The sequence below is a fragment of the Streptomyces sp. NPDC044003 genome (genome assembly GCF_056435185.1).
Genome location: NZ_JBWKFA010000006.1, coordinates 530,009 through 549,831 on the forward strand (window position 1 = coordinate 530,009; position 19,823 = coordinate 549,831).

Sequence of the window (19,823 nt, forward strand, 5' to 3'; positions counted from 1 at the left end):
ACGGGTCTCCGGTTTCCAGAAAACTTACTTGACGCCCGGCTAGTTACCGGCCTACCGTCCTCAGTGTAGTAACTAGCCGGGCGGCAAGTAAGGGATGGGCATGGCGACGAAACAGAACGTTCAAGCAGTACAGGGGGAGGCCGCGGACCCGCAGCCGCGCAGCGTACGCGTCGTTCTCCTCGCCCTCATGATCGCGATGCTCCTCGCGATGCTCGACAACATGATCATCGGTACCGCGATGCCGACGATCGTCGGTGAGCTCGGCGGTCTTGAGCACCTCTCCTGGGTCGTCACCGCCTACACCCTGGCCACCGCCGCCTCCACCCCCCTCTGGGGCAAGGTCGGCGACATGTTCGGCCGCAAGGGCGTCTTCCTCACCTCGATCGTGATCTTCCTGATCGGCTCGGCGCTCAGCGGCATGGCCCAGGACATGGGCCAGCTCATCGGCTTCCGCACCATCCAGGGCCTCGGCGCCGGCGGCCTCATGGTCGGCGTCATGGCGATCATCGGCGACCTGATCCCGCCCCGCGAGCGCGGCAAGTACCAGGGCATGATGGCCGGAATCATGGCCCTCGCCATGATCGGCGGCCCCCTCGTCGGCGGCACCATCACCGACCACTGGGGCTGGCGCTGGTCCTTCTACATCAACCTGCCGCTCGGCGTCGTCGCCCTCGCCATGCTCACCGCCGTCCTGCACCTGCCCAAGAAGCAGCGCGCCACGGGCACCCGGATCGACTTCCTCGGCGCCGCGCTGCTGACCGTCGGCATCACCGCGATCGTCCTCGTCACCACCTGGGGCGGCACGGAGTACGCCTGGGGCTCGGCCACCATCGTCGGCCTCACGATCGGCGGCGCCGCCGCACTCGCCGCCTTCCTCTTCGTCGAGACCCGGGCGAGCGACCCGATCATGCCGCTGCACATCTTCCGCAGCCGCAACTTCACCGTGATGTCCCTGATCGGCTTCATCACCGGCTTCGTGATGTTCGGCGCGGTCCTCTACCTGCCGATCTTCCAGCAGTCCGTCCAGGGCGCCTCGGCCACCAACTCCGGCCTGCTGCTCCTGCCGATGCTGCTGTCGATGATGGTCGTCTCGCTGCTCGTCGGCCGCTTCACCACCAGCACCGGCAAGTACAAGGTCTTCCCCATCGTGGGCAGCGCGCTCATGGTGGCCGGTCTCTTCCTCCTCTCCACGATGGACACCGGCACCTCGCGCCTCGTCTCGGGGATCTGGATGGCCGTCCTCGGCGCCGGCATGGGCTTCCTGATGCAGATCACCATGCTGGTCGCCCAGAACAGCGTGGAGATGAAGGACATGGGCGTCGCCTCCTCCTCCACCACCCTCTTCCGGACGCTCGGCTCCTCCTTCGGCGTCGCGATCATGGGTGCGCTCTTCACCAGCCGCGTCCAGGACGAGATGGCGTCCCGCGGCGGGGGCGGGCTCACCGAGCGGACCGCACAGCTCGACGCGGCGAGCCTCGCCAAGCTGCCGGCCGCGCTCCGCGAGGCCTACCAGCACGCGGTCGCCACCGGCACCCACGGCGCCTTCCTCGTCGCCTCGGCCGTCGCCGTCCTCGGCTTCGTCCTCGCCTTCTTCGTCAAGGAGGTGGCGCTCCGCGGCGCCGGACCGGCCGCGGCCCCGAAGGCGGAGTCCGGCGACGACGCGCCGAAGGTCGCCGAGACGGTCTGATCAGGCGTACGAAAAAGGGGCCGGGTCCATGCATGGACCCGGCCCCTCCGTCGTACCCCTCACTCCGGCAGCCGCGGGATGCGCTCCAGCAGCCGCAGGGTTCACTCCGGCTGCCGCAGGTTCACTCCAGCAGCCGCAGGATTCACTCCGGCAGCCGCAGGATTCACTCCGGCTGCCGCTGGATTACTCCGGCAGCCGCAGGATCGGGAAGCTGCCCGTGCTCGTCGGCGCGTGGTCCGGCAGCCAGAGCACCGCGATCGCGCCGCCCACCCCGTCCGGAGACCCCTCCGCGGCCACGTTCCGGAAGGTCAGCCGGGCGCCGAGGACCCGGGCCTGGCCCGCCGCGATCGTCAGGCCGAGGCCGTGGCCCTGGCCCGCGCGGTCGCTCGTCCCCGTACGGAACCGGCTCGGGCCCTCCTTGAGGAGCGCCTCGGGGAAGCCGGGGCCGTGGTCGCGGACCCGGACCACCCGGCCCTCGACGGTGACCTCGACCGGCGGCTTTCCGTGCTTGGCCGCGTTGGCGAGGAGATTGCCCAGGACCCGTTCCAGGCGGCGCGGGTCGGTGTTCACCCAGGACTCGTGCACGACCCGGACCTCGATCTCCGGGTCCAGGGCCCGCACCCGCCGCTCCACGAACTCGCCGAGGGCGATCTCCTGGAGCTCGGCCCGCTCCGAGGCGCTGTCGAGCCTGGCCACCTCCAGGACGTCCTCGACCAGCGTCCGCATGGCCTGCGCCCGGTCCCGTACGAGCTCGGTCGGACGCCCCGGCGGCAGCAGCTCGGCCGCCGTGAGCAGCCCCGTGACGGGGGTGCGGAGCTCGTGCGCGATGTCGGCGGTGACCCGGCGCTCGGCCTCGATCCGCTCGTTCAGGGCGTCGGTCAGGGCGTCCACCGCCCACGCCAGGTCGTCCGTCTCGTCCCGTACGACTCCGCCGACGGCGTCCCGCACCCGTACGTCCGTATTGCCCTGGGCCACCCGGCCGGCCGCGACGGCGGCCTTCCGCAGCCGCCGCGAGAGCCCGCCGCCGATGAGCACGCCGAGCGCGCAGCCGCCGAAGACCACCGACACCGAGCCGATGACGAGGGCCCGGTCCAGGTCGTTCATGATCGTCGCGCTGCGGTCGGCGAAGGGGATGTGCAGCGACAGCACGTCGCCGTTGGCGAGCGGCACGGCCGCCCACACGTCCGGCGGCCCGCCGCGCCGGTGCTCCTGCACATACGTCCCGCGCCGATGGTCCCGCATCAGCTGGTCGAGCTGCGGCGGCAGCGCCGGGTCGTTGATCTTCGTGCCGAAGCGGGGCTCCTTGGGCTTGGACGTCTCGTACATCCGCTGGGCGAAGAGCAGCCGCTCCTTCTGCACCTCCCGCGCGTTGTCGAGCATCGAGATGCGGGCGGCGTTGTGCACGACGATGCTCAGGGTGACCGCGATGAGGGCGCCGACCGCCGCGATGGCGACGGCGATCTTCCAGCGGACCCCGGTCCGCAAGGGCAGAAAATTCACCGGCTCACTGACCTAGTTCTTGAGCTTGTAGCCGAAGCCGCGCACGGTCTCGATCCGGTCCTGGCCGATCTTGGCGCGCAGCCGCTGCACATGGACGTCCACGACCCGGGTGTCCCCGCCCCAGCCGTAGTCCCAGACCCGCTCCAGGAGCTTGTCCCGGGACAGTACGGTGCCCGGCGCCGACGAGAACTCCAGGAGCAGCCGCATCTCGGTCGGGGTCAGTGCCACCGGCGTCCCGCCCTTGCGGACCTCCATGCCGTCGGTGTCGACCTCCAGGTCGCCGAAGGAGAGCAGCCCGCCGCCGTCCGCCGGCTCCTCGCTCTCACCGGCGCCGGCCCCGCCCGCGTGCCCGAAGCGGCGCAGCACGGCCCGGATGCGGGCCATCAGGACGGAGCCGTCGAAGGGCTTGGTGACGTAGTCGTCGGCCCCGGCCTCCAGGCCGAGCACGACGTCGATCGAGTCGGCGCGCGCCGAGAGCATGATGACGGGCACCGTCGACTCGTCGCGGATGCGGCGGCAGAGGCTGACGCCGTCCATGCCCGGCAGCATCACGTCGAGGAGGGCGATGTCGGGCCGCTGCGCCCGGAAGGCGTCCAGGCCGGAGAGCCCGTCGGGCATGGCGGTCACCCGGAAGCCGTCCCGCTCCAGGGCGAGCTGGGTGGCCTCACGGATGACGTCGTCGTCCTCGACGAACAGGACATGGGTTTCGGCCATCGTGCGTGCCCTTCGGGGTCGGTGCGTTCTCTCGGTCCACGGCGCGGTGGGCCACTCGGTCGAGGCTGGGTCGGACTACTTGATCGAGGCCCGGTCGGGCCTCTCGGTCCACGGTTCAGTCGGCGGGGGACGCGCTCGGCACGGGCTCCGCGCCGTCGCCGACGGCCTGGCTGTAGTCGTTGTGCACCCAGTCGTGCTGGGTGAACCTGTTCCCCGACCAGCGGTAGGTGATCACGTCCTCGCCCGAGGGGTATGCGACCGGGTCGCCCTTCGCGTACACCTGCTTGGTGACGACGAGATCGCCCCGGTCGATCGTGGCGTAGACCGCCGCGTCCTCGGTCATGAACACGTTCTCGTACCGGTCGCTCTGCTTGCGGTAGACGTAGGTGCCGATGCCGACGGCGTCACCGCAGGTCATCACGTTGACGACGACGTCGGGGGCGGTGGAGTTCGTGATGCTGCCGTAGGAGGCGTCCACCGGGTAGGAGTCGGCGACGCACGGCTTCAGATCGCTCTTGAACCGCTCGCCGATCTTCGGATCGGCCTTCAGGAGCGCGATCGGATCCACCCGCTCGGCCGACTGCGGACCGGCGGTGGCGGAGACGGAGGGGGTGGGCGCCGCGGCGGTGATCTCGTCGGTGCGAGCCGCGCCCTCGTCGCGGGAACCGGTGCCGCCGGTGGAGCAGGCGGCCAGGGACAGCCCGACGGCGACGAGCCCGGCCGTCGCCGTGACGCTCGCCGCCTTGACGGTACGGCGCGGGCGGCGGCGTCCGGTCTCGTACCGGTCGTCGCCGCCGCTCACACCGTGGTGGTCTTCGTGTGGTCTGCCGTCGGGTTCGCCGTCTAGGCCGCGCACCGCTCCCGCCCCCCTTCGTCACCTCGTACGGTCGCCCGCTCCCCGGTCCGCCCCAGTGCACGGGCGTCGAGGTCACGGCTCTCCAGCTCCTGGCGGAGCCGGGCGAGCGCACGATGGAGCGTCGACTTCACCGTACCGGTCGACATGCCGAGCGCCGCCGCCGTCTCCTCCGTGCTCATCTGCTCCCAGTGCCGCAGGACGACGACGCTGCGCTGCTTGGGCGCGAGGACCTTCAGGACGTCCATGAGAAGGGCGCGGTCGGCGTGCTGCTCGGTCGGGTCGTCGATGCTCGCGTCGGGCAGCTGCTCGGTCGGCACCTCTTCGAGCCGGCGGGAGCGCCACCACTCGGTCCGGGTGTTGATCATGACCCGGCGCAGGTAGGCGTCGGCGAGGGACTTGTCGGCGATGCCGTCCCAGCGGCCGTACGTCCGGGCCAGGGCCGTCTGGAGGAGGTCCTGGGCGTCGACGGGGTCGGCCACGAGACGGCGGGCACTGCGCAGCAGCGCGTCCTGCCGCGTGCGTACGTACTCCTCGAAGTCGAGCACCTCGCCGTGCCTCATCCGAACCGCCTCCGATCCCCGTGACCTGCTTCGTTCCTCGTGTCGTCGACGACGCTACGGAGCGGTTGTCACGGGGCTGTGCGGGGCAGCCGTCGGTCGGCGCACGGCTACCCATCGGTTGTGTAACAGCGGGGGAGGAGAAGGTTTCGGCGCTCGGTTCCGGGGAGAGCGGGCCTCAGGACAGCGGGAGCCGGTACCGGCCGCCGTCCAGCGGCTCGACGAGACCGTCCGCGACCAGGCCGTCCAGGGCCCTGGCCCGCTGGACCGGTTCGTCCCAGACCGCGTCCAGGGCCGCCTGCCCCACGGGCTCCGCCGACTCCCGCAGCACGGCGAGGAGCCGGCCGCGCACCTGCCGGTCGGTCCCGGCGTACGTCTGGCCCCGCCGCGGCGGACCGTCGTGCGCCGGCTTCCCCGAGAGCCGCCAGGCGCACCGTTCGGCGATCGGGCAGCGCCCGCAGTCCTCGTTCTTCGCCGTGCACACCAGGGCGCCCAGCTCCATGGAGGCGGCCGCCCACCGGGATGCCGTCGACTCGTCCTCCGGCAGCAGCGCGCGGGCGAGCCGCCGCTCGGCGGCCGTGGTCGCGTTCGGCGGGTACTGGACGCCGGTCGCCGCCCGCGCGAAGACCCGGCGCACATTGGTGTCCAGGACGGCGTGCCGCTGCCCGTACGCGAAGGAGGCCACCGCCGCCGCCGTGTACTCGCCGATGCCGGGCAGCGCGAGCAGCTGACCGTGGTCGCGGGGGACGTCGCCGTGGTGCCGCTCCGTTATGGCGACGGCCGCCGCGTGCAGCCGCAGGGCCCGGCGCGGATAGCCGAGCCGGCCCCAGGCGCGGACCGCCTCGCCGGGGGCCTCGGCCGCCAGGTCGGCCGGGCGCGGCCAGCGCGCCAGCCACTGCTCGTACACCGGGAGGACCCGGACGACCGGGGTCTGCTGGAGCATGAACTCGCTGACCATGACGCCCCAGGCACCGGCCTCGGGGCGGCGCCAGGGCAGGTCACGGGCGTGCCGGTCGAACCAGGCGAGGACGGGCCCGTGCAGCTCGGCGGGGAGCGCCGGGGGGACGGGGGCCTCGGATGTCGGGGGAGTGTCGATGGAAGTCATGGCACCTCCGATCCTGGCACGTCCCCGGCGGGATCAGTACGCGCCGTGGCGTGCCCGCGAGCGCCGCTCGGAGTGCGCGGGGGCGTGCGCGGAGGCGTGCGCACTCGGCCCGCGCCCCGCGCACCACACCACGGACGAGTTACGGCTCGACCGTGCCGTCTCCACGAGGGCCCGTACGGGCCGCTCCGCCACCCGCATCACGAGGAAGGCGACCAGGGCGCCGACCAGCAGGCCGACGGTCACGTCGTGCGGGTAGTGGACCCCGACGAAGACCCGGGAGAAGGCCATGAGCAGCGCCATCGGCACGGTCAGCCAGACGATCCCGCGCCAGGACAGGGCGAGCGCGATCGCGGCGGCGCCCGCGATGGCCGAGTGGTTGCTGGGGAAGGACCAGTCGCCGTGCGGCGGGCAGGCGACGAGCGAGACGGGCGCTCCGGCGACCGCGCGGCACGGACGTTCCTCGTCGACCAGCGACTTCAGGGCCTCGCTCACCACATAGCCGAAACCGGTGGCGACCGGGGCGAGCAGCGCGAGCGCCATCGCCCGGCTCGACCCCTCCCGGGAGCGCCACCAGCCGGCGAGGAACAGCACACCGAAGAGCAGCAGCCCGAGCTCCGTCCACACCTCGGCGAGCCACTGGAACCAGTGGGGCGTGGAGTGGGCGAAGTCGGCGACGTCGAGATACAGACGGTCGGAGAGGTCGAGGAGGGTGTTCATGGTGCATGACGCTAACCGGAATCCGGAGTCCGCCGCCCCGGGCCAACGGCCAGAGCGACCCCTGACGAAAGTGGGGGGCTGCGATTCGCGCCGGTTCTCTACGGTTTCCGGCGGGGTTCCGGGAAAAGTTCCCGGAACCGACGGATGTGATCATCGGCAAAACTTGAGGTCTCGGGCGGCGGGTGGGGCGGGAGTTGGGCCGGATCTCTCGTAAGGTTCGGGTCGTGGGATCTTTGCGCAATCCGGTCGGGCCGCTTCCCTCCACCATCTATTGGCGACGGAGGGCGGTTGCGCTGTGCCTGGTGGCGCTTCTCGCGCTGCTCGCCGCCTGGGCCTTCACCTCCGGTGACGGCGGCGGGAAGAAGACGAACGACGGGGCCAACGGCTCCTCGCCGACCCCGCCCTCGATCACCCCGGGCCCCTCCGGTACCGGCCCGGCGATCAGCCAACAGCCCGGCGGACGCGACGAGTCGGGCGACTCCGGCGACGACGGCGGTTCCGCGGGCCCCGGTACGGACGAGGGCGCGGGCGGCGACGCCGGAACCGACGCCGGTACGGACGCGGGCGGCGGCTCCGGAACCGGAGGCATCGGCAAGAACGGCGACACCGACGGAGCCGGCTCGGCGGGCGCCGGCGCGGGCCAGCAGGTCCCGGCCGACTCCCCGCTCCCGAACTGCCCTGCGGGGGCACTGCAGTTGACGCTCCGCACCAGCAAGCTCGCCTACGAGACGGGGGAGAAGCCCCGCTTCCACCTCGTCGCCAAGAACACCTCGAACACCGCATGCAAGGCCGACTTCGGGCCCCGCAGCGCGGTTCTGACGATCAGCGACGACCGGGACGACGAGGTCTGGTCCACCGCCGACTGCCCGAGTCCCGGCAACCCGGTCCTGCTGCGCGTCCCCGCGCACACCACCATCACCCACACCGTGGAGTGGGACCGCGGCCGCAGCGCCCCGCAGTGCGCGAGCGCCCCGGCGGGCCAGGCCGGCCCCGGCACGTACCTCGTGGAGGCCACGATGCCGGGCGCGAAGGTGCCCCCGGCCTCGTTCCGGCTGGCGAAGGACTGATCCGTACGGCTGGGGCCTGATCCGTACGGCTGGGGCCTGAGACGTACGGCTGCTGGGGCCTGATCCGACGGCACGCACCGGACGCCCCGGCCCGATCCGACCGGGATGGTCGGACAGGACCTAGACGTACCGCTCCAGGATCGAGGACTCCGCGAGCCGCGACAGGCCCTCGCGGACGCTGCGGGCACGGGCCTCGCCGACGCCGTCGACGGTCTGGAGGTCGTCCACGCTCGCCGCGAGCAGCTTCTGCAGCCCGCCGAAGTGCTCCACCAGACGCTCGATGATCGCGCCGGGCAGCCGCGGCACCTTCGCCAGCAGCCGGTAGCCCCGCGGCGAGACCGCCGAGTCGAGGGTCTCGGGCGAACCGCTGTACCCGAGGGCCCGCGCCACGACCGGAAGTTCGAGGAGCTCGGTGTGGGTGAGTGCGTCCAGCTCGGTGAGCGCCTCGGCGACCGTCCGCGAACGCTTCGCCGTCGGCTCCGGCACGTAGTCCCGGATCACCAGCTCGCGCTCCGGCTCCACGCCCGCGATCAGCTCGTCGAGCTGGAGCGAGAGGAGCCGTCCGTCGGTGCCGAGCTCGACCACGTACTCGGCGATCTCGGTGGCGATCCGGCGGACCATCTCCAGGCGCTGCGCGACCGCGGTGACGTCCCGGACCGTGACCAGGTCCTCGATCTCCAGCGCGGAGAGCGTGCCGGCCACCTCGTCGAGCCGCAGCTTGTACCGCTCCAGGGTCGCGAGCGCCTGGTTGGCGCGGGACAGGATCGCGGCCGACTCCTCCAGGACCCGGCGCTCACCGTCCACGTACAGCGCGATCAGACGCATCGACTGGGAGACGGAGACGACCGGGAACTTGCACTGCTTGGAGACCCGGTCCGCGGTGCGGTGGCGGGTTCCGGTCTCCTCGGTGGGGATGGAGGCGTCCGGGACCAGCTGCACACCCGCGCGGTGGATCTTGGTGATGTCCTTGTCGAGGACGAGCGCGCCGTCGAGCTTGCACAGCTCACGCAGGCGCGTGGCGGTGAACTCGACGTTCAGTTCGAAGCCGCCGGTGCACATCGAGTCGACCGTCTTGTCCAGGCCGAGCACGATGAGACCGCCCGTGTTTCCCCGGAGGATCCGCTCCAGGCCGTCGCGCAGCGCGGTGCCGGGAGCGACCGCGCTGAGGGCCGCGCGCATCAGCGCTTCGTTCCCGTCCTTGGCTGCCACTGCACTCCTCCGGCTCGTACGGATGGGCGAGACCAGGGCAAAGTCTAGCGACACCACCCCGGAGGGCGTTTGCTACTGCGGTGTGGGCATACGTTCCTCCCCCGGACTCCGCCCGGCGGACCCCCGGGCGGGACAGGTGGGCACACCCCCGCGGAGGCGGCTCCGACGCCTGTACGGAGCCCCCGACGACCCCCCTCGATCAGCGGCTCGGCGCCTCCTCCGCGCCCTTCGCGCGCCGGCTCCGCGGCAGCACCCGCAGCGCGTCCCCCACGTCCGCCACCTCCGTCACCTTCATCCCGGCCGGCACCTTCCCCGGGTCCGAAGGGACCAGTGCGTGCGTGAAGCCGAGCCGGTGCGCCTCGGCGAGCCGCCGCTGCACGCCCGTCACCCGCCGCACCTCGCCCGCGAGCCCGACCTCGCCGATCGCGACCAGGTTCTTCGGCAGCGGGGTGTCGCTCGCGGCCGACGCCAGCGCGAGCGCGATCGCCAGGTCGGCGGCGGGCTCGGTGAGCTTCACGCCGCCGACGGTCGCGCTGTAGATGTCCCGCTTGCCCAGCGCGCTGATCCGGCCGCGCTGCTCCAGGACCGCCAGCATCATCGAGACCCGGGAGGTCTCCAGGCCCGAGGTCGTCCGCCGCGGCGAGGGGATCTGCGAGTCGACCGTCAGCGCCTGCACCTCGGCGACCAGCGGCCGCTTGCCCTCCAGGGTGACCGTCAGACAGGTGCCGGGCACCGCCACGTCACGCCGGGTCAGGAAGAGCCCGGAGGGGTCGGCGAGCCCCGTGATGCCCTCGTCGTGCAGCTCGAAGCAGCCGACCTCGTCGGTCGCCCCGTACCGGTTCTTCACGCCCCGGACCAGGCGCAGCCGCGCGTGCCGGTCGCCCTCGAAGCTCAGGACGACGTCCACCAGGTGCTCCAGGAGCCGGGGGCCCGCGATGGCCCCTTCCTTGGTGACGTGGCCGACGAGGAGCGTCGCCATGCCGCGCTCCTTGGAGGCGCGGATGAGGGCTCCCGCGACCTCGCGGACCTGGGCCATGCCGCCGGGCGCGCCGTCGATCTCGGGGGAGGCGACGGTCTGCACCGAGTCCAGGATCAGCAGGGAGGGCTTCACGGCGTCGAGGTGCCCGAGGACGGCGGACAGATCGGTCTCGGCCGCCAGGTACAGATGGTCGCTGAGCGCGTTGATCCGGTCGGCGCGCAGCCGGACCTGGCTCGCGGACTCCTCGCCCGTCACGTACAGCGTGCGGTGCTCGTCGCTGGCCGCCTTGGCCGCCACGTCGAGCAGAAGCGTGGACTTGCCGACGCCGGGCTCGCCCGCGAGCAGCACGACGGCGCCGGGCACCAGGCCCCCGCCGAGGACCCGGTCCAGCTCGTCGACGCCGGTCGAGCGGGCGGTCGCCTGCCGGCCGTCGACCTGGCCGATGGGCAGCGCGGCGCTGGAGACGCGCCCCGCCGCGGTCGTCCGGACGGCGGGCGCGCCGTACTCCTCGACCGTCCCCCAGGCCTGGCATTCGGGGCAGCGGCCGAGCCACTTGGCCGTCTGCCAGCCGCACTCGGTGCAGCGGTAGGACGGTCGGTCCTTGGCGGTTTTCGTACGGGCAGCCATGAGCGACACCGTATCCGCCGCCACCGACAACGGGCCGGGATCGTCCACAGGGGCGGCCCCACGGCACCGGAACGCCGGGCTCCTGTCCCCTTTCGAGCGATACCTTCACCCGTAAGAATGAGAATGGGGCAACCGGCACGAGAGTGCCCACCGCCCTGCCTACGGTCGCCCAGTGACGAGCAGCAGGCTGGAATCCCACGGACGCACCACCGGCGCACACCGGGCGCACCGCGCCACGGACCAGGGACCGCGCACGCTCGGCCGGCGTCCCCCCGCCCGTTACGAGGCCGCCCTCGACGGCCTCTTCACGTACTGCCTCTCCGTGCTCTGCGACCACGACACGGCCACCGCCGTCCTCGGCGACGTCCTCGCCGTCGCCGAGCGCCACCACGGCCGCTGCCCCTCCGACGAGGACGGACGCACCGCCTGGCTGTACGCCCTCGCCCGCTGGGCCTGCCTGCGCAGCCTCGGCGAGCAGCGCCGCAAGCGCCAGGGCGCCCACACCGGCCGCCCGGCCGTCACCGCCCCCGAGCCGCCCCGGGTCTCCGAGGAGACCGCCGAGCGCCGCCGCGCCGAGCTCGCCCTGCTCGCCTGGCCCGAGGCCGCCGGCACCACGCCCGAGCAGCGCGAGGCCCTGGAGCTCGCCGTGCGGCACGGCCTCAGCCACCGCCAGGTCGCCGCCGTGCTCTCCCTCGACCCGCTCGCCGCCCGCGAACTCCTCGCCACCGCCGGCTGCGAGGTCGAGCGCACCCGCGCCGCCCTCGCCGTCGTCGACACCGGCAGCTGCCCCACCGTCGCCCGGCTCACCGGCGACCACCAGGTGCTCCTCTCGGCCGCCCTGCGCGCCGAACTCGTCCGGCACGTCGACGACTGCCCCCGCTGCCGCCGCGCCGCCGAACGCGTCGGCGCCGCGGGCCCCTGGCCCGGCGCCTCGGCCCTCCCCGCGGACCGGCTGCCGCTCGTCGAGGCACCCAGGGCCGCCGCGTACATGGCGATGCTGCACGTCCCGCGCGCGCGTGCCGGCGCCCCCCGCTTCGCGCCGACCGGCTTTCCCATGGACCCCAAGGACCATGTCGCCCGCCGCGACCGGATGCGGGCCCGCGCGGTGACCACCACCGTCGTCGCCGCCGTCGTCGCCGCCCCCGTCCTGGCCCTGTGGACCTCCTACCGGGGCACCCCGGACGCCGACACCGCCGGCCACGAGGGGGCCAGGATCAGCGCGCGCGAGGCGGACGAACCGGTGGACCCGGACGGCGACCGCTACGAGAACGCGGGGAACGCCCGCACCACCCCCGAGCCCCGGTTCACCCAGGGCAGCCGCGCCCCCGACGTCTCCGTCGAGGTCGTCAGCCCCGGCGGCCCCACCGAAACGGCCCGGCCCGGCGAACCCGCCGCCGGCTGGATCACGGTCACCGCCACAGGCCGCGGCGACCTCACCCTGCTCACGCTCACCGCCTCCGGCGGCTCGCCCGTCGACTGGGCGCTGTGGACGGACGCCCCCTGGCTGTACGTGAGCCGGGCCTCCGGCACACTCCGCCCCGGCGAGAAGATCACGATCGCCGTCCGCGTCGACCACGCCCGCGAACCCTTCGGCTCCTGGAGCGCGCGCGTGGGGGTGAACCCCTCGGGCGCGGAGGTGCGGATCGACGGCTACCGCCAGGCCAAGCCGCCGACCGGCCGGGTCATCACGCCCCCGCCGGTCACGACGACGGAACCGACGACCCCGCCGACCAGCCCGCCCACCACCGAACCGACGACGCCGCCCACGAGCCCGCCCACGACGGAACCGACGACGCCGCCGACGACCGAGCCCACGACCCCGCCGCCGACCACGGAGCCGACGACGGAACCGACCACCCCGCCGCCGACGACCGAGGAACCACCGCCCACGACCTCGGACCCGGGCACACCCCCGTCGTCGACGGAGGAACCGCCCCCGTCGCCCTCCTAGGGCCTGCCCGGCGGATCCGCCGGATGCGGAGCCACCAGCGGCAGCTGCGAGGCGAGCCGCGCCTCGCACAGCCCCGCCAGGACCCCGTACGCCTCCTCGCCCATCATCTCGACCAGCTCCGGCCGGTACGAGACGTAGACCGGCTCACCGCCGACGTGCGCCGACGACGCCGTCGTGCAGTACCAGTGCAGGTCGTGACCGCCCGGACCCCAGCCACGCCGGTCGTACTCGCCGATCGACACCTGGAGCACCTTGGTGTCGTCGGGCCGGTCGATCCAGTCGTACGTCCGCCGCACCGGCAGCTGCCAGCACACGTCCGGCTTCGTCTCCAGCGGCTCCCGACCCTCCTTCATGGCCAGGATGTGCAGCGAGCAGCCCGCGCCGCCCGCGAAGCCCGGCCGGTTCTGGAAGATGCAGGACCCCTCCCAGCGGCGGGTCTGCCGGTCGCCGTCCTCGTCGAGTTGCACCCAGCCCGACTCGGTACCGACGTCGTGGAACTGCCACAGCTCGGGCGTCAGCCGCGCCACGTGCCCGGCGACCCGCTTCTCGTCGTCCTCGTCGGAGAAGTGCGCGCCCAGCGTGCAGCAGCCGTCGTCGGCGCGCCCCTCCTGGATGCCCTGGCAGCCGTTGCCGAAGATGCAGGTCCAGCGGGAGGTCAGCCAGGTCAGGTCACAGCGGAAGACCTGCTCCTCGTCGGCCGGATCGGGAAACTCGACCCACGCGCGCGCGAAGTCGAGGCCCTTCTCGTCGGGCTCCTCGGCCTTGCCCCGGTTCTGCTTCCCGACCTTGACCGCCTTCACGGCCTTCGCCGCATGCGCGGTCCTGGCGTCCTTCACACGCGAGCCGTCGCTCTCTTTGCCCGGCTTCGCCTTCTTCGTCTTTGGCACAACACCAAGCGTATGCGGGTCGGCGCATTGACCTCCGCCTCTGCCCTATCGGGTGAGGGTTCCTGCCACGGTCGGCTGACCGTCTCGGTGGGTTCCTGCTTCGCCGCACTGTGCCGGTACACGTACCGGTCTTACCTGCGCTCCACAGGCTGACACCGCCAGTCCGGCGGCCCTGGCGATGTTGATCGCCGCGTTGATGTCCCGGTCCAGGACCGTCCCGCAGCCCTGGCACTCCCAGACGCGGAGGTGCAGGGGTTTGGGGCCGTCCTGGGTCCCGCAGACGCAGCAAAGCCGGCTGGTGGGTTCGTAGCGTCCGATTCTGATGAAGGTCCGTCCGTACAGGGCGGCTTTGTACTCCAGCAGTGCGACGAACGCAGCCCATCCCGCGTCGTGGACGGACTTGGCCAGCCGTGTACGGGCGAGTCCTTTCACCGCCAGGTCCTCCACCGCCACCGCTTGGTTCTCGCGGATGATCCGTGTGGAGAGCTGGTGGTGGAACTCGCGCCGCGCGTCGGCCACCCGCGCATGCGCACGGGCGACCTTGATCCTGGCCCTGTCCCGGTTCTTCGACCCCTTCGCCTTGCGGCTCAGGTTCCGCTGGGCTTTCTTGAGCTTTTTCTCCGCCCGGCGCAGGAAACGCGGAGCGTCGATCTTCGTCCCGTCCGAGAGGACCGCGAAGTGCCCCAACCCCAGATCGATACCGACTACCGGCTCCACCTCGGGATGCGGGACGGGGTCGGTCTCGACGACGAACGAGGCGTAGTACCGCCCGGCCGCATCCCTGATCACCGTCACGGTCGACGGCGCGGACGGCAGGGCTCGCGACCACTTGACCCGCATATCCCCGATCTTCGGCAGACGCAGCTTCCCGCCCGACGTGATCTTCCACCGCGCATTCGCGGTGAACCGGATCGCCTGTCGGCTGTCCTTCCGTGACTTGAACCGGGGCGCGCCCATCCTCGCGCGCTTCCCTTTCAGCCCGTCGAAGAAGTTCCGGTACGCGGTGTCCAGATCCCGCAACGACTGCTGGAGGATTACGGCGGACACTTCACCGAGCCAATCACGTCCAGCGGTCTTCTTCGCCTCGGTGACCAGCAGTTTCGACAGGTCCCCGATCTTCGGGAACGGCGCCCCCTCGGCGCGGGCGGTCTCACGGGCCCGGAGAGCGTCGTTGTAGACCACCCGCGCGCACCCGAACGCCCTCGCCAGCGCCTCGCGCTGGCCAGCGGTCGGGTACAAGCGGAATGAGTACCGAAGCTGCACGGAATCACTGTAAGTAGTCGTGAGTGTGCTCTGTGGATAGCACTTCGGTGCTGTGAAGCAGCTCACAGAGACCCGAATCGCTCGTGTGGCAGCACCGTCCTGTGCTGTGTAAGTGCACTCGAATCCGGCGGTTCATGCGGCAACAGAACCGGCCAAGTCATGGGTAGCGTTCCGCCCATGAGACTCGGAGTCCTCGACGTCGGTTCGAACACAGTGCACCTGCTCGTGGTGGACGCCCACCCCGGCGCCCGGCCGCTGCCCGCCCACTCGCACAAGGCGGAGCTGCGGCTCGCCGAGCTGCTCGACGAGCGGGGCGCGATCGCGCCCGGCGGTGTCGAGCGGCTCATCGCGACCGTGCGGGACGCGCTCCTGGCCGCCGAGGACAAGGGCTGCGAGGAGGTGCTGCCCTTCGCGACCTCCGCGGTGCGCGAGGCCAGCAACGCCGACGCGGTCCTCGCGCGCGTGAAGGACGAGACCGGGGTCGACCTCCAGGTCCTCACCGGCGAGGAGGAGGCCCGGCTCACCTTCCTCGCCGCCCGCCGCTGGTTCGGCTGGTCCGCGGGCAAGCTCCTCCTCCTCGACATCGGCGGCGGCTCCCTCGAAGTCGCCTTCGGCATCGACGAGGACCCGGACACGGCGGTCTCCCTGCCCCTCGGCGCCGGCCGCCTCACGGCGGGCTGGCTGCCCGGCGACCCGGCCGACACCGACGACGTGAAGGCCCTGCGCCGCCATGTCCGCGCGCAGATCGCCCGTACGGTCGGCGAGTTCAGCCGCTTCGGCCGCCCCGACCACGTCGTCGCCACCTCCAAGACCTTCAAGCAGCTCGCCAGGATCGCGGGCGCGCCCGGCTCGGGGGAGGGCCTCTACGTCCAGCGGATCCTGTCCCGCAAGGCCCTGGAGGAGTGGGTCCCGCGCCTCGCCGCGATGAGCGTGCCCGAGCGGGCCGCCCTGCCCGGCGTCTCGGAGGGCCGCGCCGGACAGGTCCTCGCGGGCGCGCTCGTCGCGGAGGGGGCGATGGACCTGCTCGGCGTCGAGGAGCTGGAGATCTGCCCCTGGGCCCTGCGCGAGGGCGTCATCCTGCGCCGCCTGGACCACCTGCCGGAGCACTGACGGGCCGTACGAGGAAGGGGTCGGGCGTGACCGGAACCACCCTCCGGCCCCCCGGCCCGCCCCGTACGCTGTTCCCCGTGGCAGAACCAGTGGTGCGCATCCCGGATGCGAAGGTCGCCCTGTCGACGGCCTCGGTCTATCCGGAGTCCACGGCGACGGCCTTCGAGGTCGCCGCGCGCCTCGGCTACGACGGCGTCGAGGTCATGGTGTGGACCGATCCGGTCAGCCAGGACATCGAGGCACTGCGCCGGCTCTCCGACTACCACCAGGTCCCGATCCTGGCCGTGCACGCCCCCTGCCTCCTCATCACGCAGCGCGTCTGGTCCACCGACCCGTGGGTCAAGCTGCAGCGCGCGCAGGCGGCCGCCGAGCGGCTCGGCGCGTCGACGGTCGTCGTCCACCCGCCGTTCCGCTGGCAGCGCCAGTACGCCAAGGACTTCGTGACCGGCATCTGGCGGATGGCGGACGAGACGGACGTCCGGTTCGCCGTCGAGAACATGTACCCGTGGCGGTACAAGGACCGCGAGATGCTCGCGTACGCCCCCGAGTGGGACGTCACCAAGGACGACTACCGACACTTCACCGTCGACCTCTCGCACACCGCGACCGCCCGCACCGACGCCCTCGCGATGATCGACCGCATGGGCGACCGGCTCGGCCACGTCCACCTCGCGGACGGCAAGGGCTCCGCCAAGGACGAGCACCTCGTCCCGGGGCGCGGCACCCAGCCCTGCGCCGAGCTCCTGGAGCGGCTCGCGCTCACCGGCTTCGACGGGCACGTCGTCATCGAGGTCAACACCCGGCGCGCGATGTCAGCCGCCGAACGCGAGGCCGATCTCGCGGAGGCCCTCGCCTTCACCCGTCTCCACCTCGCCTCAGCCGCCGCTCGCCCGACCGAACGGGCCCCCCGCCCATGACCGACCCGGCCCCGCGCCGGCGCGGCCGCCCGTCCCGTACCGAGGAGGAGAGCGGTCCGGACGCGCGGACACGCATCCTGGAGGCGGCCCGCGCCCAGTTCGCCGAGCGCGGCTACGACAAGGCCTCGGTGCGCGGCATCGCCAAGGCCGCCGGGGTGGACCCGGCGCTCGTCCACCACTACTTCGGGACGAAGGACGAGGTCTTCGCCGCGGCGATCGAGGTCTCCTTCGAGCCCGCGGCCGTCCTCCCGGCGATCCTCGGCGGCCCCCGCGAGGCCATCGGCGAACGGCTCGCGCGCTTCTTCATCGGCGTCTGGGAGAACCCGGTCTCCCGCGCCCCGCTCCTCGCGATCGTGCGCTCCGCGCTCACCCACGAGGCGGCGGCCAAGGTGCTGCGGACCTTCGTGCTGCGCCGGCTCCTGGAGCGGATCGCGGCCGAGCTGGACGTGCCGGACCCGGGCTTCCGCGCGGAGCTGGCCGCCTCCCACATGATCGGGATCGTGATCATGCGGTACGTGATCCAGGTCGAGCCGCTGGCCTCGGCGGACCCGGAGCGGATCGTCGAACAGGTGGCCCCGACCCTCCAGCGGTACCTGACGGAGGCCTGACGGAAGCGGGCCGGAAGCCTGACGGCAGCGGGCCGGACCGTCCGCGACCTGAACACGCGTCCCGCATTCCGGACGGCCTGTCCAGATCTTGGAGCGAGGCCGTACGCTCGAAAGCAAGCACACCCATCACGAGGAGCGAGCGACGATGCCCGAGCTGAGGTCCCGCACTGTCACCCACGGCCGCAACATGGCGGGCGCACGCGCCCTTATGCGCGCCTCCGGTGTACCCGGCGCGGACATCGGCCGGAAGCCGATCATCGCCGTCGCCAACTCCTTCACGGAGTTCGTCCCGGGCCACACCCACCTCCAGCCGGTCGGCCGGATCGTCTCCGAGGCCATCACCGCCGCCGGCGGCATCGCCCGCGAGTTCAACACGATCGCCGTCGACGACGGCATCGCCATGGGCCACGGCGGCATGCTCTACTCCCTGCCCTCCCGCGACCTGATCGCGGACAGCGTGGAGTACATGGTCGAGGCGCACTGCGCCGACGCCCTGATCTGCATCTCCAACTGCGACAAGATCACCCCCGGCATGCTGATGGCGGCCCTGCGCCTCAACATCCCGACGGTCTTCGTCTCCGGCGGCCCGATGGAGTCCGGCCGCGCCACGCTCGTCGACGGCTCGGTCCGCACGCTCGACCTGGTCGACGCGATCTCCGACGCCGTGAACCCGAAGATCTCGGACGAGGACATCTCCCGCATCGAGGAGAACGCCTGCCCGACCTGCGGTTCCTGTTCCGGCATGTTCACCGCCAACTCGATGAACTGCCTGACCGAGGCCATCGGCCTCTCCCTCCCCGGCAACGGCACGGTCCTCGCCACCCACACCGCCCGCAGGGCGCTGTACGAGAACGCGGCCCGCACGGTCGTCGACATCACCCGTCGCTACTACGACGAGGACGACGACTCCGTCCTGCCGCGCTCGATCGCGACCCGCGGGGCCTTCGAGAACGCGATGGCGCTCGACATCGCCATGGGCGGCTCCACCAACACGATCCTGCACCTGCTCGCCGCCGCCCAGGAGGCCGAGCTCGACTACGGCCTGCCGGACATGGACGAGGTCTCGCGCCGGGTGCCCTGCCTGGCCAAGGTCGCCCCGAACGTCGCCAAGGACCGCACGTACTACATGGAGGACGTGCACCGGGCCGGCGGCATCCCCGCCATCCTCGGCGAGCTCTACCGCGCGGGCCTGCTGAACGAGGACGTCCGCACCGTCCACTCGCCCTCCGTCAAGGAGTGGCTGGAGGCCTGGGACGTGCGCGGCGGCTCCCCCTCGGACGAGGCCGTCGAGCTGTGGCACGCGGCCCCCGGCTGCGTCCGCTCGGCGACCGCCTTCTCCCAGTCGGAGCGCTGGGACACCCTCGACACGGACGCCGCGAACGGCTGCATCCGCGATGCGGCCCACGCCTACTCGAAGGACGGCGGCCTCGCCGTCCTGCACGGCAACCTCGCCGTCGACGGCTGCGTCGTGAAGACCGCCGGCGTCGACGAGTCGATCTGGACCTTCGAGGGCCCGGCCGTCGTCTGCGAGTCGCAGGAGGAGGCCGTCGAGAAGATCCTGAACAAGCAGGTCAAGGACGGCGACGTCGTCGTCATCCGCTACGAGGGCCCGCGCGGCGGCCCCGGCATGCAGGAGATGCTCTACCCGACCTCCTTCCTCAAGGGCCGGGGCCTGGGCAAGACCTGCGCCCTCGTCACGGACGGCCGCTTCTCGGGCGGCACCTCAGGCCTCTCCATCGGCCACGCCTCGCCGGAGGCGGCCTCGGGCGGCACGATCGCGCTCGTCGAGGACGGCGACCGCATCCGCATCGACATCCCGAACCGCTCGATCGAGCTGCTCGTGGACGACGCCACCCTCGCGGCCCGCCGCGAGGCCCTCGGCGGCGTGTACGCGCCGAAGAACCGGGAGCGCAAGGTGTCGGCGGCGCTGCGGGCGTACGCGGCGATGGCGACGAGCGCCGACAAGGGCGCGGTCCGGGACGTGACGAAGCTGGGCTGAGCCCGGCGGAGTACCTACGACGAAGGGGAGCGGGTTCTCGAACCCGCTCCCCTCACTCGTACGTACGCCT

General features: G+C 72.3%; 17 protein-coding genes. 7 read left to right on the forward strand and 10 right to left on the reverse strand.

Annotated elements, in window-relative coordinates; genetic code table 11:
- Positions 1-100: 100 nt before the first annotated feature.
- Positions 101-1,687, forward strand: coding sequence for an MDR family MFS transporter (locus AC07AW_RS25930; protein ID WP_478817830.1), 1,587 nt, complete (start codon positions 101-103; stop codon positions 1,685-1,687).
- A 183-nt stretch (positions 1,688-1,870) separates the two neighbouring features.
- Here AC07AW_RS25930 and cseC read toward each other — a convergent pair whose 3' ends face one another.
- From cseC to AC07AW_RS25960, 6 genes are all read right to left on the reverse strand, one after another.
- Complete coding sequence (cseC, locus tag AC07AW_RS25935) at positions 1,871-3,187, reverse strand: two-component system sensor histidine kinase CseC (protein WP_478817831.1); 1,317 nt, start codon at positions 3,185-3,187, stop codon at positions 1,871-1,873.
- A 12-nt stretch (positions 3,188-3,199) separates the two neighbouring features.
- Positions 3,200-3,901 (reverse strand): two-component system response regulator CseB, encoded by a 702-nt coding sequence (cseB, locus tag AC07AW_RS25940; protein ID WP_478817832.1) that lies wholly within the window; start codon positions 3,899-3,901, stop codon positions 3,200-3,202.
- Positions 3,902-4,016: 115 nt separating this feature from the next.
- Positions 4,017-4,757 carry a hypothetical protein gene (locus AC07AW_RS25945; RefSeq protein ID WP_478817833.1) on the reverse strand — a complete coding sequence of 247 codons (741 nt, stop codon included), beginning with the start codon at positions 4,755-4,757 and terminating at the stop codon, positions 4,017-4,019.
- Positions 4,745-5,317 carry a SigE family RNA polymerase sigma factor gene (locus AC07AW_RS25950; RefSeq protein ID WP_369144891.1) on the reverse strand — a complete coding sequence of 191 codons (573 nt, stop codon included), beginning with the start codon at positions 5,315-5,317 and terminating at the stop codon, positions 4,745-4,747. Before AC07AW_RS25950 ends, AC07AW_RS25945 begins: the two co-directional genes overlap by 13 nt.
- Before the next feature lie 175 nt (positions 5,318-5,492).
- Complete coding sequence (locus AC07AW_RS25955) at positions 5,493-6,419, reverse strand: HhH-GPD family protein (RefSeq protein WP_392160277.1); 927 nt, start codon at positions 6,417-6,419, stop codon at positions 5,493-5,495.
- A gap of 33 nt (positions 6,420-6,452) precedes the next feature.
- On the reverse strand, positions 6,453-7,136 hold the full coding sequence (locus tag AC07AW_RS25960; RefSeq protein ID WP_478817834.1) for a phosphatase PAP2 family protein: 684 nt from the start codon (positions 7,134-7,136) through the stop codon (positions 6,453-6,455).
- Positions 7,137-7,360: 224 nt separating this feature from the next.
- Here AC07AW_RS25960 and AC07AW_RS25965 point away from each other — a divergent pair, with 224 nt between their 5' ends.
- The gene (locus AC07AW_RS25965) at positions 7,361-8,203 is read left to right on the forward strand and encodes a hypothetical protein (RefSeq protein WP_478817835.1); all 843 of its coding nucleotides are present in this window, start codon (positions 7,361-7,363) and stop codon (positions 8,201-8,203) included.
- 120 nt (positions 8,204-8,323) lie between these two features.
- On the opposite strand, the gene disA is transcribed toward AC07AW_RS25965, so the two are convergent.
- Positions 8,324-9,382 carry a DNA integrity scanning diadenylate cyclase DisA gene (disA, locus tag AC07AW_RS25970; RefSeq protein WP_478817866.1) on the reverse strand — a complete coding sequence of 353 codons (1,059 nt, stop codon included), beginning with the start codon at positions 9,380-9,382 and terminating at the stop codon, positions 8,324-8,326.
- Positions 9,383-9,611: 229 nt separating this feature from the next.
- Positions 9,612-11,018, reverse strand: coding sequence for a DNA repair protein RadA (radA, locus tag AC07AW_RS25975; RefSeq protein ID WP_478817836.1), 1,407 nt, complete (start codon positions 11,016-11,018; stop codon positions 9,612-9,614).
- 172 nt (positions 11,019-11,190) lie between these two features.
- Here radA and AC07AW_RS25980 point away from each other — a divergent pair, with 172 nt between their 5' ends.
- On the forward strand, positions 11,191-12,969 hold the full coding sequence (locus tag AC07AW_RS25980) for a hypothetical protein (RefSeq protein WP_478817837.1): 1,779 nt from the start codon (positions 11,191-11,193) through the stop codon (positions 12,967-12,969).
- Here AC07AW_RS25980 and AC07AW_RS25985 read toward each other — a convergent pair.
- Together AC07AW_RS25985 and AC07AW_RS25990 are read right to left on the reverse strand one after the other, a co-directional pair.
- A complete protein-coding gene (locus AC07AW_RS25985) occupies positions 12,966-13,769 on the reverse strand; it encodes a DUF3109 family protein (RefSeq protein WP_478817867.1) in 804 nt (267 codons plus the stop codon). The two genes, AC07AW_RS25980 and AC07AW_RS25985, sit on opposite strands and share 4 nt — an antisense overlap.
- Positions 13,770-13,901: 132 nt before the next feature.
- Positions 13,902-15,119, reverse strand: a complete 1,218-nt coding sequence (locus AC07AW_RS25990; RefSeq protein ID WP_478817838.1) for an RNA-guided endonuclease InsQ/TnpB family protein — start codon at positions 15,117-15,119, stop codon at positions 13,902-13,904.
- Positions 15,120-15,296: 177 nt separating this feature from the next.
- On the opposite strand from AC07AW_RS25990, the gene AC07AW_RS25995 reads away from it, so the two are divergent.
- The 4 genes from AC07AW_RS25995 to ilvD all read left to right on the forward strand — a co-directional run bounded on the left by AC07AW_RS25995 (position 15,297) and on the right by ilvD (position 19,753).
- Entirely contained in the window at positions 15,297-16,229 is a 933-nt protein-coding gene (locus tag AC07AW_RS25995) for a Ppx/GppA family phosphatase (protein ID WP_478817839.1), read from the forward strand.
- A 77-nt stretch (positions 16,230-16,306) separates the two neighbouring features.
- On the forward strand, positions 16,307-17,146 hold the full coding sequence (locus tag AC07AW_RS26000) for a sugar phosphate isomerase/epimerase family protein (protein ID WP_478817840.1): 840 nt from the start codon (positions 16,307-16,309) through the stop codon (positions 17,144-17,146).
- A complete protein-coding gene (locus tag AC07AW_RS26005) occupies positions 17,143-17,754 on the forward strand; it encodes a TetR/AcrR family transcriptional regulator (protein ID WP_478817841.1) in 612 nt (203 codons plus the stop codon). Before AC07AW_RS26000 ends, AC07AW_RS26005 begins: the two co-directional genes overlap by 4 nt.
- A gap of 145 nt (positions 17,755-17,899) precedes the next feature.
- On the forward strand, positions 17,900-19,753 hold the full coding sequence (gene ilvD / locus AC07AW_RS26010; protein ID WP_478817842.1) for a dihydroxy-acid dehydratase: 1,854 nt from the start codon (positions 17,900-17,902) through the stop codon (positions 19,751-19,753).
- The last annotated feature ends 70 nt before the right edge of the window (positions 19,754-19,823 follow it).